This is a genomic window from Bradyrhizobium sp. Ce-3 (genome assembly GCF_022835695.1).
Lineage (GTDB): Bacteria > Pseudomonadota > Alphaproteobacteria > Rhizobiales > Xanthobacteraceae > Bradyrhizobium.
In genome coordinates this window covers 238263-256671 of the sequence record NZ_BQUV01000008.1, presented here as the reverse complement: position 1 = coordinate 256671, position 18409 = coordinate 238263, and the positions used below count along the sequence as shown (strand labels likewise).

General features: G+C 64.7%; 16 protein-coding genes and 1 tRNA gene. 6 read left to right on the top strand and 11 right to left on the bottom strand.

Annotated elements, in window-relative coordinates; all coding sequences use genetic code 11:
- Positions 1-74: 74 nt before the first annotated feature.
- Together lgt and BRSPCE3_RS26730 are read right to left on the bottom strand one after the other, a co-directional pair.
- On the bottom strand, positions 75-932 hold the full coding sequence (lgt, locus tag BRSPCE3_RS26735; RefSeq protein ID WP_244069273.1) for a prolipoprotein diacylglyceryl transferase: 858 nt from the start codon (positions 930-932) through the stop codon (positions 75-77).
- Positions 933-947: 15 nt separating this feature from the next.
- On the bottom strand, positions 948-1682 hold the full coding sequence (locus tag BRSPCE3_RS26730) for a dienelactone hydrolase family protein (protein WP_244069272.1): 735 nt from the start codon (positions 1680-1682) through the stop codon (positions 948-950).
- Positions 1683-1859: 177 nt separating this feature from the next.
- Between BRSPCE3_RS26730 and BRSPCE3_RS26725 the strand changes: the two genes are divergently transcribed.
- The 4 genes from BRSPCE3_RS26725 (at position 1860) to ychF (ending at position 4999) form a co-directional block, all read left to right on the top strand.
- Positions 1860-2120 carry an accessory factor UbiK family protein gene (locus BRSPCE3_RS26725; RefSeq protein ID WP_244069271.1) on the top strand — a complete coding sequence of 87 codons (261 nt, stop codon included), beginning with the start codon at positions 1860-1862 and terminating at the stop codon, positions 2118-2120.
- Positions 2121-2449: 329 nt separating this feature from the next.
- Positions 2450-3172: a 50S ribosomal protein L25/general stress protein Ctc gene (locus BRSPCE3_RS26720; protein ID WP_244069269.1), complete on the top strand. Its 723-nt coding sequence runs from the start codon at positions 2450-2452 to the stop codon at positions 3170-3172.
- Between the two features lie 55 nt (positions 3173-3227).
- The gene (pth, locus tag BRSPCE3_RS26715) at positions 3228-3842 is read left to right on the top strand and encodes an aminoacyl-tRNA hydrolase (RefSeq protein ID WP_244069268.1); all 615 of its coding nucleotides are present in this window, start codon (positions 3228-3230) and stop codon (positions 3840-3842) included.
- A gap of 59 nt (positions 3843-3901) precedes the next feature.
- Complete coding sequence (gene ychF, locus BRSPCE3_RS26710) at positions 3902-4999, top strand: redox-regulated ATPase YchF (protein WP_244069267.1); 1098 nt, start codon at positions 3902-3904, stop codon at positions 4997-4999.
- Positions 5000-5099: 100 nt separating this feature from the next.
- Here the strand turns inward: ychF and BRSPCE3_RS26705 are convergent, their stop codons facing one another.
- The gene (locus BRSPCE3_RS26705; RefSeq protein ID WP_244069266.1) at positions 5100-5375 is read right to left on the bottom strand and encodes a metal-sensitive transcriptional regulator; all 276 of its coding nucleotides are present in this window, start codon (positions 5373-5375) and stop codon (positions 5100-5102) included.
- 65 nt (positions 5376-5440) lie between these two features.
- On the opposite strand from BRSPCE3_RS26705, the gene BRSPCE3_RS26700 reads away from it, so the two are divergent.
- Positions 5441-7834 carry a heavy metal translocating P-type ATPase gene (locus BRSPCE3_RS26700; RefSeq protein WP_283843171.1) on the top strand — a complete coding sequence of 798 codons (2394 nt, stop codon included), beginning with the start codon at positions 5441-5443 and terminating at the stop codon, positions 7832-7834.
- A 144-nt stretch (positions 7835-7978) separates the two neighbouring features.
- On the opposite strand, the gene dapA is transcribed toward BRSPCE3_RS26700, so the two are convergent.
- The 3 genes from dapA to trxB form a co-directional block, all read right to left on the bottom strand.
- Complete coding sequence (dapA, locus tag BRSPCE3_RS26695) at positions 7979-8893, bottom strand: 4-hydroxy-tetrahydrodipicolinate synthase (RefSeq protein ID WP_244069265.1); 915 nt, start codon at positions 8891-8893, stop codon at positions 7979-7981.
- Between the two features lie 537 nt (positions 8894-9430).
- Positions 9431-10351 carry a LysR family transcriptional regulator gene (locus BRSPCE3_RS26690; RefSeq protein ID WP_028344089.1) on the bottom strand — a complete coding sequence of 307 codons (921 nt, stop codon included), beginning with the start codon at positions 10349-10351 and terminating at the stop codon, positions 9431-9433.
- Positions 10352-10353: 2 nt separating this feature from the next.
- Positions 10354-11319, bottom strand: a complete 966-nt coding sequence (gene trxB, locus BRSPCE3_RS26685; RefSeq protein WP_244069264.1) for a thioredoxin-disulfide reductase — start codon at positions 11317-11319, stop codon at positions 10354-10356.
- Between the two features lie 281 nt (positions 11320-11600).
- Here trxB and BRSPCE3_RS26680 point away from each other — a divergent pair, with 281 nt between their 5' ends.
- Complete coding sequence (locus BRSPCE3_RS26680) at positions 11601-12080, top strand: Lrp/AsnC family transcriptional regulator (RefSeq protein ID WP_028333106.1); 480 nt, start codon at positions 11601-11603, stop codon at positions 12078-12080.
- Positions 12081-12253: 173 nt separating this feature from the next.
- Here BRSPCE3_RS26680 and BRSPCE3_RS26675 read toward each other — a convergent pair whose 3' ends face one another.
- The 5 genes from BRSPCE3_RS26675 to BRSPCE3_RS26655 form a co-directional block, all read right to left on the bottom strand.
- Positions 12254-12649, bottom strand: a complete 396-nt coding sequence (locus BRSPCE3_RS26675) for a DoxX family protein (protein ID WP_244069263.1) — start codon at positions 12647-12649, stop codon at positions 12254-12256.
- A gap of 341 nt (positions 12650-12990) precedes the next feature.
- Complete coding sequence (greA, locus tag BRSPCE3_RS26670; RefSeq protein ID WP_089025704.1) at positions 12991-13464, bottom strand: transcription elongation factor GreA; 474 nt, start codon at positions 13462-13464, stop codon at positions 12991-12993.
- Positions 13465-13662: 198 nt separating this feature from the next.
- Positions 13663-17127 (bottom strand): carbamoyl-phosphate synthase large subunit, encoded by a 3465-nt coding sequence (carB, locus tag BRSPCE3_RS26665; RefSeq protein ID WP_244069262.1) that lies wholly within the window; start codon positions 17125-17127, stop codon positions 13663-13665.
- Positions 17128-17483: 356 nt separating this feature from the next.
- Positions 17484-17559 (bottom strand) — tRNA-OTHER (locus BRSPCE3_RS26660).
- A gap of 77 nt (positions 17560-17636) precedes the next feature.
- A complete protein-coding gene (locus BRSPCE3_RS26655) occupies positions 17637-18326 on the bottom strand; it encodes a class I SAM-dependent methyltransferase (RefSeq protein WP_244069261.1) in 690 nt (229 codons plus the stop codon).
- Between the last annotated feature and the right edge of the window lie 83 nt (positions 18327-18409).

Sequence of the window (18409 nt, the reverse complement as noted above, 5' to 3'; positions counted from 1 at the left end):
TTCCTGATCTCATCCAGCAGCGGGGAGGGTTCGTTCACGGCCTTCCTTGGATTGCACTTGGGATTGCACTTGCGTCACGTCGAACTTGTTGAGGTCGAACTTGGCGCCGGCTCGTTCGCCGGGCGGCGGACGGCGGCCGTGATGATGATAGCGCCCACGATGATCATTGGCACCGACAGCAGCATGCCCATGGTTAATCCGCCCCACAGGAAACCGAGTTGCGGATCGGGCTCCCTGAAATGCTCGCCGATGATTCGGGCGATGCCGTAGATCGCAATGAAGCTGCCGAGGATCAGGCCGGGCCGCTTCAGTGCGCCCATCCGGATCATGATCGCCAGCGCCAAAAACAGCACGATGCCCTCGAGCCCGGCCTCATAGAGCTGGCTCGGATGCCGCGGCAGCGGCCCGCCGTTGGGGAAGATCATCGCCCAGGGCAGGCTCGCCTCGGCGTGCCGGCCCCACAATTCGCTGTTGATGAAATTGGCGAGCCGGCCGAGGAACAGCCCGATCGGCGCCACCGCGGTGGTGATGTCGCCGAGCGACAGGATCGGGATGTTGTTGCGGCGGGCAAACAGCATCACCGCGGCGACGCAGCCGAGGAAGCCGCCGTGGAACGACATGCCGCCCTTCCACAGTTCCAGGATCTCGGACGGGTGCGCCATGAAGAACGGCAGATTGTAGAACAGCACGTAGCCGGTGCGGCCGCCGACGATGATGCCGATGGTGACCCAGAGGATGAAATCGTCGAGCTGCGGCAGCGTGATCGGCGCCGGCCCGCCCCACAGCCTTTCTTTCTTGATCAGCGAGCGGGCGTAGATCCAGCCCAGCACGATGCCGACGATGTAGGCCAGTGCGTACCAGCGGATCACGATCGGCCCGAGCGCGAGCGCGACGGGGTTGAACACCGGGAAGTCGATCAGCAGGAACGGCATCGTGCGGGTTGAGACTCAGTTCACGAGGTTGCGCCGGTAAAGCGCGAGCAGCCGCTCCCAATGGCGTTCGGCGGCGTCGCGGTCATAGACCGGGCGCTTGGGGAACGCAAAGCCGTGATGGGTGCCGGGATAGATCTCGACCTCGTTGTTCGATCCCTTCATGCCGGCCTTCACCTGCTCGATGATTTCCTGAGGCGCGTAGATATCGGTCTCGGCGCAGGCGAAATAGAGTTCGGCCTTGGTCTTTTGCGCGGCAAGATGCGGGCTGTCGGGCTGGTCGGTCGCCAGATGCGTGCCGTAGACCGAGGCGGCGGCCTTGACCCGATCGCCGAAATGGGTCGCCGCGTTCACCGCATAGCGGCCGCTCATGCAATAGCCGACGGTGCCGATGATCTTGGTGTTGGCCGCCTTCTGCGTCTCGGCATAGGCGAGCAGGCCCCTGGTGTCTTCCATGACGAGGGGAATGTTGAGCGAGTGCATCAGCTCGAACATCCGCTTGCGCTCCGGTGATTCCGGGTCGGGATTGATCGGGCCGAGCTCCATCACGCCGGCGCGGTAATACATGTTCGGCAGCATCACATAATAGCCTGACGTGCCGAGCCGGCGCGCCATGTCGCGCAGCTCCTCGCGGATCGCCGGTGCGTCCATGTAGAAGATGACGACCGGGAAGGGGCCGCCGCGCTCGGGATGGGTGATGAAGGTGGTGGTCTTGCCGTCCTTGGTCGGGATCTCGACGGTCTGTTCGATCATGGCGTTTCTGCTCGCGTTATGTGTGCGATTTCTGTTGTGAGTTCATACGATTGCAAGGAAACCGGAGCATGACAAGGCAAGCCTCGGGAGGCCTGCCATTCGCGGCGGACTTGAACCGGATGGCGGACATCGCCATTGTCTTCTGCGCGAGCCAGTGAATGCGGAGAGTTTTGCGAGATGACCCAGACCAGCAACCGGTTTTTCGATGAGATCGGCCGTCTGATGAACGATGCCGCGGGCGCCGCCCAGGGCGTCAAGCGCGAGGTCGACACGGTCATGCGCAACCAGGCCGAGCGCATCCTGCGCGACCTCGACGTGGTCAAGCGCGAGGAATTCGACGCGGTCAAGGACATGGCCCGCCTGGCCCGCGAGGAGAACGAGGCGCTGAAGGCCCGGATCGCCGCGCTGGAAGCCAAGCTCGGCGGTTCGGCGAGCTGATCTTTTTCACCCTCCCCTGGAGAGGGAGGGTCGCCTCACAATGAGCGCAGCGAATGTGAGGCGGGGTGGGGTGACGGTCCCTCCACCCCAAACGGTGCCCGTGTTGAGAGATCACCCCACCCCGGCCCGCATTCCGCTTCGCTGCATGCGGTCCGACCCTCCCCCTCCAGGGGAGGGTGAGAAAAATCCCTTCATTTCCTTGTCATTTCTGCCCTTTGGGGCTAAAAGCCCGCCACGTCCGCGGCCCCCGCACCCCTGGAGGCTTGCTGTGGACTTGAGCATGGGCCGCGCTGCGGCCTTTAACTTTTTAAATACAAGGACTTAACGCTATGGCGACCGTCAAGGAATTGAAGGCGACCGCGCGTCCGAAGAGCGGCAAGGGGGCCGCCCGGGCAGAGCGTCGCGCCGGGAGAGTTCCCGGAGTGATCTACGGAGACAACCAGCCCCCCGTCACCATCTCGGTCGACGATCGTGAACTGCGCCAGCGCATCCTGGCGGGCCGGTTCCTGACCACGCTGTTCGACATCGATCTCGAGGGCAAGAAGCATCGCGTGATTCCGCGCGACTACCACCTCGATCCGGTGAAGGACTTCCCGGTCCATGTCGACTTCATGCGGCTCGGCGAAGGCGCCACCATCCGCGTCAGCGTGCCGCTGCACATCGTGAATGGCGAAAGCTCGCCGGGCGTCAAGCGCGGTGGCACCGTCAACATCGTCACCCACACGCTCGACCTCGAATGCGCGGTCGATAACATCCCGCAATATATCGAGGCCGATGTCGGTGCGCTGGAGATCAGCTATTCGCTGCATCTGAGCGACGTCAAACTGCCTCAGGGCGTGAAGTCGCTGACCTGCGAGGACGCGACGCTGGTCACCATCGTGCCGCCGTCCGGCTACGCCGAAGAGCAGAAGGCCGCAGCTGCGGCGGCTGCCGGTGGCGCTGCGGCTCCGGCCGCGGGTGCTGCGGCTCCGGCTGCTGCCGCTCCGGCTGCGGGTGCTGCGGCTCCGGCCGCGGGTGCCAAGGCCCCCGCCGGTGGCGACAAGAAGAAGTAATCGATCAGGTCGGCGCGCGATCGTCTGATGGCGCGCCGGCGCGGGATGCCGTGCCATGCGCCTTTTTGTCGGTCTCGGTAATCCCGGCGCGAAATACGCCAGCAACCGGCACAATATCGGTTTCCTGGCGGTCGACGAGATTCAACGGCGTCATGGTTTCGCACCATGGCGCCGTCGCTTTCAGGGCGAGACCTCCGAAGGCGTCGTCGATCGTGACAAGATCGTGCTGCTGAAGCCGACCACCTACATGAACGAGTCCGGGCGCGCGGTGCAGGAAGCAGCGAACTTCTTCAAGCTCGCCCCCGCCGATATCACCGTGTTCCAGGACGAGCTCGAACTGCCGCCTGCCAAGGTGCGGGTCAAGATCGGCGGCGGGATTGCCGGCCATAACGGGCTGCGCTCGATCTCGGCACATATCGGCAACGAATATCGGCGGGTGCGGCTCGGGATCGGTCATCCCGGCGTCAAGGAGCTGGTGCACAGCCACGTGCTGTCGGACTTCGCCAAGAGCGACCGGGGGTGGGTGGAGGCGTTGTGCCAGGCCGTCGCCGACAATGCCGGCCTGCTGGCGGCGGGGCACGACGCGTCGTTTGCGAACAAGGTGCATCTGACGATGCAGGCCAAGGGATTTTTCGACAAGGGTGAGAACGGCGGCGAGAAGCCGGCCTGATCCCCTTGTGGTCGCGCCCGGCACGACGCCGGGCATGACGAGGATCGATAGAGGAAGACATGGGATTCAAATGCGGGATCGTCGGGCTGCCTAACGTCGGCAAGTCGACGCTGTTCAATGCGCTGACCGAGACGGCGGCCGCCCAGGCGGCCAACTATCCGTTCTGCACCATCGAGCCGAATGTCGGCGAGGTGGCGGTGCCCGATCCGCGGCTGGAGAAGCTGTCGGCGATCGCCAAGTCCGCGCAGATCATCCCGACCCGGCTGACCTTCGTCGATATCGCGGGCCTGGTGCGCGGCGCCTCGCAGGGCGAAGGCCTCGGCAACCAGTTCCTCGCCAACATCCGCGAGGTCGACGCCATCGCCCATGTGGTGCGCTGCTTCGAGGATTCCGACATCACCCATGTCGAAGGCAAGATCGCGCCGCTCGCCGACATCGAGACCATCGAGACCGAGCTGATGCTGTCGGATCTCGACAGCCTCGAGAAGCGCGTCGACAATCTCTCGAAGAAGGCCAAGGGTAACGACAAGGAAGCCAAGGAGCAGCTCGAGCTGGTCAACCGCGCGCTGGTGCTGCTGCGCGACGGCAAGCCGGCGCGTGCTCTGGAGCGCAAGCCGGAGGAGGAGCGTGCCTTCCGGATGCTTGGGCTCCTGACCTCGAAGCCCGTGCTCTATGTCTGCAACGTCGAGGAAGGCTCGGCGAAAGACGGCAACAATTTCTCCAAGGCGGTGTTCGAGCGCGCCAAGGAAGAGGGCGCGGTCGCGGTGGTGATCTCGGCCAAGATCGAATCCGAGATCGCGACGCTGTCGCGTGAGGAGCGTACCGATTTCCTGGAGACGCTGGGCCTCGAAGAGGCCGGGCTCGATCGCCTGATCCGCGCCGGCTACCGGCTGCTCGACCTCATCACCTATTTCACCGTCGGCCCGAAGGAAGCCCGCGCCTGGACCATCGACCGCGGCACCAAGGCGCCCGCCGCCGCCGGCGTGATCCATACCGATTTCGAGAAGGGCTTTATCCGCGCCGAGACCATTGCGTACGACGATTACATCGCCGGCAACGGCGAAGCCGGCGCCCGCGATGCCGGCAAGCTGCGGCTGGAAGGCAAGGAGTACGTCGTCGCCGACGGCGACGTGATGCATTTCAGGTTCAATACCTGAGCGCGGTCTAGCTTCGATTTCTCCATTCGTCGTCCCGGGCAAGCGAAGCGCGACCGGGGACGACACGGGGTGTGCTGAGAGCGCACAGCCAAACAGCACTCTACCTATCCGCCCGCCCGATCACGTCCATCAGCTCGGCGATCTTGCGCCGCTGGTCGGCCTTGTCGCCGGACGAGATCGCATGCTCCACGCAATGCGCGACATGATCGCGCAGCACTTCCTCCTCGACGCGGCGCAGTGCTGCGCGCGCGGCGGCGATCTGCGTCACCACATCGATGCAATAGCGGTCGTCCTCGACCATGGCAGCCAATCCGCGGATCTGACCCTCGATCCGTTTGAGCCGTTTTAAACAGGATGTCTTGACGTCGTCTCTCATGGGGCTCATATACCCCCCTAGGGTATGTAAATCAAGAGGCCGGAATACCGGCCGGGAAGAGTTTCGTGGCACACGCAGAGCACGACCATTCGCACGCGGATCACCACCATCATGGCGCGGCCGGGCATTCCTGCTGCGGCGGCAAGCATGAGCACGCCGCCACGCCGGCCGAGGCCGCGTTCGCGATCGATCCGGTCTGCGGCATGAAGGTCAACCCGGCGACCGCCAAGCATCGCTTCAGCTACCAGGGCGAGGAGTATTTGTTCTGCAGCGGCCGCTGCCGCGAGCGTTTCGAGGCCGAGCCGGACAAGTACCTCAAGCCGCGCGAGGCTGAGCCGCCGATGCCCGCCGGCACGATCTACACCTGCCCGATGCATCCTGAGGTGCGCCAGGTCGGCCCCGGCTCCTGCCCGATCTGCGGGATGGCGCTGGAGCCCGAGCAGGTCTCGCTCGACGACGGCCCCGATCCCGAATTGATCGATATGACCAGGCGGTTCTGGATCGGTCTCGCGCTGACCTTGCCGGTGTTCGTGCTCGAGATGGGCAGCCATCTCGGGCTGATGCAGCTGGTGCCGATGGGCTGGTCGAACTGGATCTCGTTCGTGCTGGCGACGCCGGTCGTGCTGTGGGCCGGCGCGCCGTTCTTCGTGCGCGGCTGGCAATCGGTCGTGACGCGCAATCTCAACATGTTCACGCTGATCGCGATGGGCACCGGCGTCGCCTATCTCTACAGCGTGGTCGCGACGCTGGCGCCGCAGCTGTTCCCGCCGGCATTCCGCGACATGCATGGCGCGGTCGCGGTGTATTTCGAGGCGGCCGCCGTGATCACGGTGCTGGTGCTGCTCGGCCAGGTGCTGGAACTGCGCGCCCGCGCGCAGACCTCGGGCGCGATCCGCGCGCTGCTCGGTCTCGCGCCCAAGACCGCGCGCCGCATCACCGAACATGGTGACGAGGATATCGACATCGACGCCATCAAGGTCGGCGATCGCCTGCGCGTGCGTCCCGGCGAGAAGGTGCCGGTCGACGGCGTCGTCATCGAGGGCAGCGCCGTGATCGACGAATCCATGGTCACGGGTGAATCGATGCCGGTCACGAAGGCCGAAGGCGCGAATGTGATCGGCGGCACCGTCAACCAGAGCGGCGGCCTCGTGATGCGCGCCGACAAGGTCGGCCGCGACACCATGCTGTCGCGGATCGTCGACATGGTGGCGAAGGCGCAGCGCTCGCGCGCGCCGATCCAGCGGCTCGCCGATCGCGTCGCCGGCTGGTTCGTGCCGGCGGTGATCGCCGCCGCCGCGCTCGCCTTCATCGCCTGGACGGTGTTCGGCCCCGAGCCGCGGCTGACCTTCGCGCTGGTCGCCGCTGTGACCGTCTTGATCATCGCCTGCCCGTGCGCGCTGGGACTGGCCACGCCAATGTCGATCATGGTCGGCGTCGGCCGCGGCGCGCATTCCGGCATCCTGATCCGCGACGCCCAGGCGCTGGAGCGCATGGAGGCGATCGACACGCTCGTCATCGACAAGACCGGCACGCTCACCGAGGGCAAGCCGAAGGTCGTGCGCATCATCGCCGCCGAGGGGTTCGATGAGGGTGATCTGCTGCGCCTTGCCGCCAGCGTCGAGCAGGGCAGCGAGCATCCGCTGGCGCGGGCCATCATCGCATCCGCCGGGGAACGCAAGCTCGCTACCTCCGCCGTCAGCAACTTTGCCTCGCCCTCCGGCAAGGGCGCGACCGGCGCGGTCGAGGGCAAGCAGGTTGCGCTCGGCAATGCGATGCTGATGGGCGAACTGAAGGTGGCAACGTCAGCGCTCGATGAGGCCGCCGAAGCCGCGCGCCGCGACGGCGCGACGGCGATCTATGTCGCGGTCGACGGCCGCGTCGCCGGCGTGATCGCGATCGCCGATCCGGTCAAGCCGTCGGCGGCCGGCGCGCTGCAGGCGCTGCGTGCCGAGGGCCTGCGCATCGTGATGCTGACCGGCGACAACGAGACCACCGCGCGCGCGGTGGCGAAGACGCTCGGCATCGACGAGGTCGAGGCCGGCGTGCTGCCGGAGCGCAAGAGCGAGGTGGTGCAGCGGCTGCGCGGCGAGGGCCGCATTGTCGCGATGGCGGGCGACGGCGTCAACGACGCGCCGGCGCTGGCGGCTTCCGATGTCGGCATCGCGATGGGCGGCGGCACCGATGTCGCGATCGAGAGCGCAGGGATCACGCTGCTGACCGGCGACCTGATGGGCCTGATCCGTGCGCGGCGCCTGTCGGTCGCGACCATGCGCAACATCCGCCAGAACCTGGCGTTCGCCTTCGTCTACAATGCCGCCGGCGTGCCGATCGCCGCCGGCGTGCTCTATCCGCTGTTCGGCATCCTGCTGTCGCCGATGGTCGGCGCCGCCGCGATGGCGCTGTCTTCGGTCAGCGTGATCGGCAACGCGCTCAGGCTGTCGAGGGTGAAGCTGGATTGAAGTCTTTGTCCCTCGCCTGCACGCTGGGCGAGGGACATGCGGTGCGTAGCCCGGATGAAGCGCAGCGTAATCCGGGTCGGTCTCACCGCGTGGTGACGACCCCGGATTACGCTTCGCTCCATCCGGGCTACGAGCCTACAAGAGTCACGCCGGCAGCAACAGCTGCGCACGGCACTCCATTTCGGCATCGAGCCAGGTCGCGAGATCCTCGCTCACCTCGACCATCGGCAGCCGCACCTCGGGGCTGTCGATCAGCCCCTGCCGCCACAGCCAGTGCTTGGCCGGTGCGGGGCTCGGTTCGGCGAACAGCAGCCGGGTCAGGCCGACGACGCTCTGCCAGGCCGTCAGCGCGGCATCGCGCTTGCCCTGCTGCAGCAGCGTGCGGATCGAGGCGAAAATGTTGGTCTCCAGATGTGCGGACAGCAGGATCGCGCCGTCGGCGCCGTCCGAGAGTGCGTCGAAGGTTTGCGCATCCTCGCCGGTCAGCACGCGGAAGCCGGCCGGCCGCCGGTTGAGGAAGTCGATCGACTGTGCGCGGTCGGCGCTGCAATCCTTCATGCCGGCGATGTTGGGATGTTCGGCGAGCGTCAGCAGTGTCTCGTTGGTGAGGTTCACCGCCGTTCGATAGGGGATGTTGTAGAGCACGATCGGCCACGACGCGTGATCGGCCAGCGCGTTGAAGTGCTGCACCAGCCCGCGTTGCGACGGCCTGGTGTAGTAGGGGCTCGCGATCAGATAGCCGTTGATCGGCCAATCGGCCGTATCATCCAGCGTCTCCTTCATCTTGGCGGTCGAGGCGCCGGAGAGCCCGAGGCAGACCGGCAGATGGCGGGAGTTGGCACTGAGCTCGTCGAGCACGACGCTGACCAGCCCTTCCAGCTCATCGGTGCTCAGCGCCATGCCTTCACCGGAGGTTGCGCCGAGGATGAAGCCGTCGACGGGGCCGCCGGCATAATGCCGCACGAGGCGGCGCAGCGAGGTGGCGTCGAGTTCGCCGTCGCGGAACGGCGTGATCAGGGGCAGCCAGAGGCCCTGCAATTGCTGGTGTAGCTCAGTCATGTTCCATCTCCTTGAGAAGGCAAAGCCGGAGACGGGACCAACAAAAAACCCCGTCCAAGCGGCGGGGTCTCGGGATCGGTTGAATGCGAAGGTGATCTTATCGCGCGCGATCTCGTGTCCCCGGGAGGGGAGCTTTTTTCGACGACAGAACGGCGCACGAAGTCGTGATCATGCGACAATGATGCTGCGCTGCGAGGTTGTTGTCAATGCACATGCTGACCGTGGCGTGCGGCACGTTTGCGCATGACATTGAGGTGAAAGGCATACCGAAGAAAAAAAGCCGGGCTCGAATGAGCCCGGCTTAAGGTATTGGCCACGTGAGGCCGACACAATCACCTTCCAAGAGGGATTACTGAACTTCCGCGCCACTGGAGGAGGGGGACATATGCGCGACGCGACCGCTCAGCGTATCAACACTATGATCCCCATCGACGCCATGCAGCAACTATCCAGGTCGCATGTCAGTCATGCGGAGATTCAGGGGGCTCTTCGGGCAGAGCGGAATCCCTATAAACCAGTCCTATAAGGCCGGCTTAATCAGGACGGCCAGCGCTGCGCCTTGCTGACCACGAAGTCGCGGAACACCTGCACCCGGGCCACCGTCTTCAGCTCTTCCGGATAAACGAAGTAGGTGTCGAGCGCGATCGAGTCGGACTCGCCAAACAGCTGCACGAGGTTGTTCTGTTCGACCAGATAGTCCGGCAGCGCGGCGATGCCGAGGCCCTGCTGGCAGGCGCGCACGAGGCCCAGGATGTTGTTGACCTTGAAGTAGGGTTCGCGCGGACCGGAGCCGTTGCGGCCGGCATCGATCAGCCAGCTGCGGTTCTGCAGATGCGGCGGCACCTGCGAGTCGCCGAGCATGATGATGCGGTGCGAGTCGAGATCGTCCAGCGTCCGCGGCGTGCCGAAGCGCTTGATGTATTCCGGCGAGCAATAGGCATGGAAGCCGATCGAGAACAGCTTGCGCTGGATCAGGTCCGGCTGGGTCGGCTTGCGGGTGCGGATCGCAACGTCGGCCTCGCGCATCGACAGATCGAGATCCTCGTCGGTGACGATCAGCGAGATCCGGATGTCGGGGTAGAGCGCGGTGAATTCGTCGAGCCGCGGGATCAGCCAGTTGATGCCGAGCGCCGGCGGCGTCGTGATCTTGAGGTCGCCGCTCGGCCGCTCGCGGCTGTCGGTGAGCTTGGCGCGCGCCGCCTGCAGCTGCATGAAGACGTCATGCGCGGTGCGGAACAAGAGGTCGCCCTGCTCGGTGAGGATCAGGCCGCGGGCATGGCGGTGAAACAGCGAGACCGAGAGCTCCTGCTCCAGTGCGCTGACCTGGCGGGAGACCGCCGATTGCGACAGGCCAAGCTGCTCGCCGGCATGCGTGAAGCTGCCAGCTTCCGCCGCTGCGTGAAAGACCTTCAGCTTGTCCCAATCCATATCCGTAAATCCGTCGCGAGATCGTGCCATGATTATTCCGCCGCTGCGCGATCGCTCGCGCGAAGAGCTATGAAACGTTCGGCCTCGAGTGCTGCCATGCAGCCGAGGCCGGCGGCGGTGACCGCCTGCCGGAAGGTTTCATCCGCCACGTCGCCCGCGGCGAACAGGCCGGGCACCGAGGTCGCCGTGGAATTCGGCGCCACCTCGACATAGCCCGATGGCTTCAGCTTGATCTGGCCTTTGACGAGCTCCGTCGCCGGCGCATGGCCGATCGCGACGAAGACGCCGTCGGTCTTGAGGTCGGTCAGTGCGCCGGTCTTGACGTTCTTCAGCCGCACATGGGTGACCTTGTTCGGGTTCTCGGTGCCGCAGATCTCGTCGATCGCGGAATCCCACACCACCTTGATCTTGGGATGCTTGAACAGCCTCTCCTGCAGGATGCGCTCGGCGCGGAAGTGATCGCGGCGATGCACGATGGTGACCTGGGAGGCGTGATTGGTCAGGTACAGCGCTTCCTCGACCGCGGTGTTGCCGCCGCCGACCACCACGACTTCCTTGCCGCGGTAGAAGAAGCCGTCGCAGGTCGCGCAGGCCGATACGCCGCCGCCCTGGAACTTCTCCTCCGAGGGCAGCCCAAGCCAGCGTGCCTGGGCGCCGGTGGCGAGGATCACGGTCTCCGCGAGATAGACGTCGCCGGAATCGCAGGTCAGGCGAAACGGGCGCTGGCCGAGTTCCAGCTTGTTGACGAGGTCGGTGACGATCTTGGTGCCGACATGGGCCGCCTGCTTCTCCATCTGCTCCATCAGCCAGGGGCCCTGGATCACATCGGCGAAGCCCGGATAGTTCTCGACGTCGGTGGTGATGGTGAGCTGCCCGCCCGGCTGGATGCCCTGGATCAGGATCGGTTCGAGCATCGCGCGTGCCGCGTAGATCGCTGCGGTGTAACCGGCGGGGCCGGACCCGATGATGACGACCTTGGCGTGGACAGGCGCGGGCATTAGCTGATCCCTCTCTGCTGGGGACTTTGACGGGGACTTGTGTGGGAAGCACCCCGGAGCGGGTCACGGCGGTGCTAAAAGTGTCAAATCCAAGTCTAGGATATCTGGCAAGCTATGCAAGATTTGCAATCCATGGCAGCGATTTTTCCCCGGAACTGAAGTCACATTCGCGAAATCCTGCGCTGCACGCGCAATAAAATTGCGCAATGCCGGCTGGCTGCGCTATGAGAGTTGCCGGCGGACCTGCCAAGCCTTCCAAACCCTTAGGGAACCCAAGTCGCGTGTCGAAGAACCTTGACGAGATCGACCTCAAAATCCTCGCCGAGATCCAGGCTGATGGCCGAATCACCAATGTGGAACTCGCCAAGCGCGTCGGAATCTCGCCGCCGCCCTGCCTGCGCAGGGTCCGGGCGCTGGAGGAGGAGGGCTACATCCAGGGCTACCGCGGCCTGCTGGATCCGCGCCGCCTCGGCTACGACGTCACGGTGTTCGCCTCGGTGCACCTGTCGAGCCAGGCCGACGCCGATCTGCGCGCCTTCGAGAATTTCGTGCGCGCCGAGCCGCTGGTGCGCGAATGCTGGATGCTGTCGGGCGAAGTCGATTTCATCCTCAAATGCGTCGCCCCCGACATGGCGACGTTCCAGGATTTCGTCACCCACCTGACCGCCGCGCCGCATGTGCGCAACGTCAGGACGTCGCTGGTGCTGCACAATTCGAAATACGAAGCCGCGGTGCCGCTCGGCGTCAAGGTGGCGGGCTGACGCCGCATTCAATCGTCATTGCGAGGAGCTCGCGACAAAATTGCGGAGCAATTTTGCGCTGAAGCGACGAAGCAATCCATGCTCCCGCTTGCGGTGAGGTGGATTGCTTCGCGGAGCCTGTCATCGGGCGCGCATTCGCGCGACCCGTTGGCTTGCAACAACGATGTTGTTCGTTACCGCTTGCCCATGGCGGCATCGACGCTGATCGGACCGGGGCCCGAGGTCGCGAGATACAGGCAGGCAAAACAGAACGCGATCGCCAGACTGCCGTTGTTCAGCAGCGGATAGAAGCCCTTGGGGAAATGGCCCATGAAGTAGGCGAAGGCCATTTCGCCTGCCAGGATGAAGGCCACGATCCGCGAGAAGAGGCCGATCATCAGGAGCCCCCCCAGGATCAGTTCGAGCGTGCCGGCCGCCCCGATCAATGAGAACAGCTCGACCTTCTCGAACATCGTCCCTGGCGGGAATTTGAAAAGCTTGGCGACGCCGAACTGAAACAGCAGCAGTCCGGTGATGAACCGGAACAGGCTGAGCGCCATCGGTTGAAATCTGGAGAACATCTGGTCCATTGTCATTTACCCCCTGTTTGACACACTGGAACGTTGCACGAAGCAGAAACACACGGTGTCCGCCGCCGGAGTGTGATGTCAACACCTCGCGCCTGGAATCATTCCTCGCGCGACGGCCGTTGCGGGACAACGCGGCAGTGACACGGTGACACGCAGCGCCGCGTGTTGCGGCGCAATCGTCGGCCCGAACTCCGCCCCCGACATGATTATACTGCATAAACATGTCGCGGCCTCCCTAGTATGGACCGCGACGCCTCTCCACTCACATTGCCGTCAGACTGCGGGCACAAAAAAAGCCGCGTGCAGGACGCGGCCTTTTTGCACCAGTCACATCAAGGTAACTACCGCCACTCGACCTTGGTGATCTCGTAGGCCTTGGCGCCGCCCGGCGCCATCACCTCGACGGTGGTGCCCTTCTTCTTGCCGATCAGCGCGCGCGCGAGCGGCGAGGTGATGGAGATGCGGCCCTTCTTGGCGTCGGCCTCGACCTCGCCGACGATCTGCCACACCGCCTTCTTCTCGGTGTCCTCGTCGATCAGCGTCACGGTCGCGCCGAATTTGATGGTGTCGCCGGACAGTTTCGAAATGTCGATGATGTCGGCGCGCGCGAGCTTGTCCTCGAGCTCGGCGATGCGGCCCTCGTTATGCGACTGCTCTTCCTTGGCGGCGTGGTACTCGGCGTTCTCCGAGAGATCGCCGTGCGAGCGCGCTTCCGCGATGTGTTCGATGATGCGCGGACGATCCTCCGACTGGCGTCGCTTCAACTCGTCCGTCAGCGCGGCGTATCCGCCCGCGGTCATCGGAACCTTATCCATCATCTTCGTCCTTCATCGTGCGCGCCCGGCGGCCGTGCACGAATATCCAGTTCAGCTAACGCAGGAATCAGGGCGTGAATGCGCCCGGAAGCCCAGTGATTATCGGCCCCGCTAAGGGCCGTGACAACAATCCAAGCGCGCGGTGAGTTCCAGCCATTCGGCTAATTGACCGCGCCGAGCCTTCAGCCCAGGCAGCGGTCAGCTTTCGGAAAAGTAACTCTGAAGCGTGCGGACCTCAAGGTCCCCGTCCCGATAGGCCCGGATCCCCCGTGCGGCCGCCACCGCGCCTGAAAGAGTGGTGTAATATGGCACTTTATGCAAGAGGGCAGCCCGCCGCAGCGAGCGGCTGTCGGCCAGCGCCTGCGGACCTTCGGTGGTATTGAAGACCAGCTGGACGTCGCCATTGGTGATGGCGTCGACGATGTGCGGTCGGCCTTCGAGCACCTTGTTCACCTTTTCCGTCGGCACGCCGTTGTCGCTGAGATAGCGTTGCGTGCCCGAGGTTGCCATCACCTTGAAGCCGAGCGAGTGCAACAGGCGCACCGCGTCCGCGATGCGCATCTTGTCGTCGCCGCGCACCGAGACGAACACCGTGCCCTGCCGCGGCACGCGCGTGCCGCCGCCGAGCTGGCTCTTGGCGAACGCGACCTCGAAGGAACGGTCGAGGCCCATCACTTCGCCGGTCGAGCGCATCTCCGGTCCGAGCACGGTGTCGACGCCGGGGAAGCGCGCGAACGGGAACACCGATTCCTTGACGCCGACATGGCCGAGCTTCTTCTTCTTCAGCTTGAAGTCGGCGAGCTTCTCGCCGGCCATGATCCGCGCCGCGATCTTGGCGACCGGCGTGCCGACCACCTTGGCGACGAACGGCACGGTGCGGGACGCGCGCGGGTTGACCTCGAGCACGTAGATCTCGCCGTCCTTGATGGCGTATTGCACGTTCATCAGGCCGACCACGTCGAGGCCGAGCGCCAGTTCGCGGGTCTGCCGCTCCAGCTCCTCGATCATGCCTGCGTCGAGCGAGTGCGGCGGCAGCGAGCACGCGGAATCACCGGAGTGGATGCCGGCTTCCTCGATGTGCTCCATGATGCCGACGACGAAGGTGTCCTTGCCGTCGGACAGGCAGTCGACGTCGACTTCGGTCGCGTCGGACAAATAGCGGTCGAACAGCAGCGGGTTCTTGCCGAGCACGGTGTTGATCTGCCCGGTCTTGTCGTTCGGGTAGCGCGCCTTGACGTCGGCGGGCACCAGCTCGGGCAGGGTGCCGAGCAGATAGTCGTTGAGCTGGGTCTCCTCGCGGATGATCTGCATCGCGCGGCCGCCGAGCACGTAGGACGGACGCACCACCAGCGGCAGATCGAGATCGGCGGCGACCAGGCGCGCCTGCTCGACCGAATAGGCGATGCCGTTCTTCGGCTGCTTGAGGCGCAGCTTGTCGAGCACGCGCTTGAAGCGGTCGCGGTCCTCGGCGAGATCGATCGCGTCGGGCGAGGTGCCGAGGATCGGCACTTCGGCGGCTTCGAGCGCGCGGGCAAGCTTCAGCGGGGTCTGACCGCCGAACTGCACGATCACGCCATGCAGCGTGCCGTTCTTGCGCTCGGTCGCGACGATCTCCAGCACGTCCTCTGCGGTGAGCGGTTCGAAGTACAGCCGATTCGCGGTGTCATAGTCGGTCGACACCGTTTCCGGGTTGCAATTGACCATGATGGTCTCGTAGCCGGCGTCCTCGAGCGCGAAACAGGCGTGGCAGCAGCAATAGTCGAACTCGATGCCCTGGCCGATGCGGTTTGGTCCGCCGCCCAGGATGATCACCTTCTTGCGGTCTGACGGCGCGCTCTCGTCGGCGAGCTCGCCGGCGAACGGCCGCTCATAGGTCGAATACATGTAGGCGGTGGGCGAGGCGAACTCCGCCGCGCAGGTGTCGATGCGCTTGAACACCGGACGCACGCCGAGTGCGTGGCGCTTGGCGGTGACGTCCGCTTCGGTGCTCTCCGTGAGCACGGCGAGCCGCGCATCCGAGAAGCCCATTGCCTTCAGCGTCCGCATTCCGAACGCGTTCGGCGGCAGGCCGTTGCTGCGGACCTTGTCTTCCATCTCGACGATGGCGCGCATCTCCGCAAGGAACCAGGGATCGATCTTGCAGGAGTTGAAGATCTCCTCGTCGGTCCAGCCGAGTCGCATCGCCTGCGCGACCTGCAGGATGCGGTTCGGCGTCGGGGTGCCGAGCGCGGCGCGGATCGCGTTCTTGTCGTCGCCGCGGCCAAGCCCCTCGATCTCGATTTCGTCGAGGCCGGTCAGCCCGGTCTCGAGGCCGCGCAGCGCCTTCTGCAGGCTTTCCTGGAAGGTGCGGCCGATCGCCATCACTTCGCCGACCGACTTCATCGAGGTGGTCAGCGTGGAGGAAGCGCCGGGGAATTTCTCGAACGCAAAGCGCGGAATCTTGGTGACGACATAGTCGATCGTCGGCTCGAACGAGGCGGGCGTGGCGCCGCCGGTGATGTCGTTGGCGATTTCGTCGAGCGTGTAGCCGACCGCGAGCTTAGCCGCGACCTTGGCAATCGGGAAGCCGGTGGCCTTTGACGCAAGCGCCGACGAGCGCGACACGCGCGGGTTCATTTCGATCACGACCATGCGGCCGTCGACGGGGTTGATGCCGAACTGGACGTTGGAGCCGCCGGTCTCGACCCCGATCTCGCGCAGTACCGCCAGCGAGGCGTCGCGCATCACCTGATATTCCTTGTCGGTCAAGGTCAGGGCTGGCGCGATGGTGATGGAATCGCCGGTGTGCACGCCCATCGGATCGAGGTTCTCGATCGAGCAGATGATGATGCAATTGTCCTTTTTATCGCGCACCACCTCCATCTCGTACTCTTTCCAGCCGAGCACGCTTTCCTCGATCAGCACCTCGTTGGTCGGCGAGGCATCGAGCCCGCGCTCGATGATGTCGAGGAATTCCTCCTTGTTGTAGGCAATGCCGCCGCCGGTGCCGCCCATCGTGAAGGAAGGACGGATGATCGCGGGCAGGCCGATCTCGGACAGCGCCATCAGCGCCTCGCCGAAGGCGTGCTCCTGATAGCGCTTGCGGCGGTCGTTCTCGCCGAGCGTCCACTGCCGTTCGAGTTCTTCCAGCGCCTCGCCGGACAGCTTCTCGCGTTCGGCGAGGTATTTGTCGCGGTAGGTTTTCTTCAGCGCCGAGGCGTTGGCGAGCCGCGATTTCGGCGTCTCGAGCCCGATCTTGGTCATGGCCTCGCGGAACAGCTGGCGGTCCTCGGCCTTGTCGATGGCGTCGGCGGTGGCGCCGATCATCTCGACGTCGAACTTGTCGAGCGTGCCCTGACGGCGCAGCGACAGCGCGCAGTTCAGCGCGGTCTGGCCACCCATGGTCGGCAACAGCGCGAAGCCGCCCGGGATGACGTAGCGCTCCTTTTCGATGATCTTGCCGACGATTTCGGGCGTGATCGGTTCGATGTAGGTCGCGTCCGCCAGTTCCGGGTCGGTCATGATGGTGGCCGGATTGGAATTGACGAGGACGACGCGGTAACCCTCCTCCTTCAGAGCCTTCACCGCCTGCGTTCCGGAATAGTCGAATTCGCAGGCCTGGCCGATCACGATGGGACCGGCGCCGATGATCAGGATGGTGGAGATGTCGGTTCTTTTGGGCATCAGCTCTCGCGGACTGGAATTTGGGCACAAAAAAAGGGCGCGCTTCCCGCGCGTCCCTCGAGCCATGCGCTACATCTTGTAGCGCCGGAAGCGCGATCCCTCGCGCGCGGGTGGTCTTTAGACCAGTTTCCGCACCCGCGAAACCCCCAAAAACGCCCAATCAACCGCGATTCTGGGGGAAAATCCGCATTCGGCGTATGCCCGGTTGGGGGTGCTCAGGGGGAGTGCTCGGAGGGGGCCCGGCTGGCTCGCCGCCCCAGTCCGTCTACGCTTTCGCTACGCTCAAGCTACGCCGGACACGCTTTGCCCCGCCGCTCAGCGTGGCTGCGCCACGCGTAGCCCGTCAGGGCGAAGCGTGGAGGCCCGGCCTGGATTTGAACCAGGATAAACAGTGTTGCACCACTGCCGCGTCGACGCTTCCGCCACCGGGCCGAGTGGATCATTGCTGATTATTTCAGCGGCCGCCACGTTTACTTTTGGTTAACCCTAATTTTTTCTGCAACCTTGGGTCAGTGGTGGGCCACGAATGTCATCCGCCACGGGTTGTGCCCGATGTTGCGCGGCGCGCGCGTGGCGCTGAAGCCGGCGGCGCCAAGCTTTGCGATCATCTCGTCCTCGCGGTAGCGCTGCAGCCCGATCTTGGTACGCAGCTGCCGGTAATCGGACAGCGCGGTCGAAGCGAGCCCGACCAGCGCATCGCGCAGGAAGCCGTGGGTCGCCGCAAAGCGCAGCAGCGCGATGACATCCCTCGCCATGCCGACTTCGGGCCGCAGGATGTCGCCGAGCACGAAGCGGCCCGAGGGCTTCAGCAGGCGGTGGATCACGTCGAATGCATTGTCGAGTTCCTGCGGCGTCATGTATTGCGCCACCGAATTCATCACCACGAGGTCGATCGTATCGGCCTCCATGTGCTTCAGATCGTCGAGCGAGCGGACGCGGATCCTGGTGTCGGGTGCAAAGCGCGCGACCAGCCGCCCACGGACGCCGGGCGCAGGCTCCGCCAGATAGAGCTGCGCACAGGCATTAGCGACCTTCGTCGCCGACAGTGCCTCACCGCAGGCATAGTCGAGCACCACGGCGTTGGGCGAGGAGATGTAGCCGATGATGTCGTTTGCGATGACCTGGAAATGCAGGTCGCGGTGCAGTCGGCTCGCATAAATCGTATGTGTGGAATCGTAATAATCGATCCATTCATCCATCGCGCTTGGTATCCGGCAGAACGGGTTCCTGACGTCCAGGAACGGGTGGGCTGATGATGCGTTAGCGGTCCGGCGGCCAATGT

Coding starts and splice junctions, on each gene's coding strand:
- BRSPCE3_RS26675 (WP_244069263.1), bottom strand. CDS start 12,649: ATGGACCAGATGTTCTCCAGATTTCAACCGATGGCGCTCAGCCTGTTC.
- BRSPCE3_RS26655 (WP_244069261.1), bottom strand. CDS start 18,326: ATGGATGAATGGATCGATTATTACGATTCCACACATACGATTTATGCG.
- BRSPCE3_RS26725 (WP_244069271.1), top strand. CDS start 1,860: ATGACCCAGACCAGCAACCGGTTTTTCGATGAGATCGGCCGTCTGATG.
- lgt (WP_244069273.1), bottom strand. CDS start 932: ATGCCGTTCCTGCTGATCGACTTCCCGGTGTTCAACCCCGTCGCGCTC.
- greA (WP_089025704.1), bottom strand. CDS start 13,464: ATGGATAAGGTTCCGATGACCGCGGGCGGATACGCCGCGCTGACGGAC.
- BRSPCE3_RS26690 (WP_028344089.1), bottom strand. CDS start 10,351: ATGGCACGATCTCGCGACGGATTTACGGATATGGATTGGGACAAGCTG.
- dapA (WP_244069265.1), bottom strand. CDS start 8,893: ATGACTGAGCTACACCAGCAATTGCAGGGCCTCTGGCTGCCCCTGATC.
- trxB (WP_244069264.1), bottom strand. CDS start 11,319: ATGCCCGCGCCTGTCCACGCCAAGGTCGTCATCATCGGGTCCGGCCCC.
- BRSPCE3_RS26730 (WP_244069272.1), bottom strand. CDS start 1,682: ATGATCGAACAGACCGTCGAGATCCCGACCAAGGACGGCAAGACCACC.
- carB (WP_244069262.1), bottom strand. CDS start 17,127: ATGCCCAAAAGAACCGACATCTCCACCATCCTGATCATCGGCGCCGGT.
- ychF (WP_244069267.1), top strand. CDS start 3,902: ATGGGATTCAAATGCGGGATCGTCGGGCTGCCTAACGTCGGCAAGTCG.
- BRSPCE3_RS26705 (WP_244069266.1), bottom strand. CDS start 5,375: ATGAGAGACGACGTCAAGACATCCTGTTTAAAACGGCTCAAACGGATC.
- pth (WP_244069268.1), top strand. CDS start 3,228: ATGCGCCTTTTTGTCGGTCTCGGTAATCCCGGCGCGAAATACGCCAGC.
- BRSPCE3_RS26720 (WP_244069269.1), top strand. CDS start 2,450: ATGGCGACCGTCAAGGAATTGAAGGCGACCGCGCGTCCGAAGAGCGGC.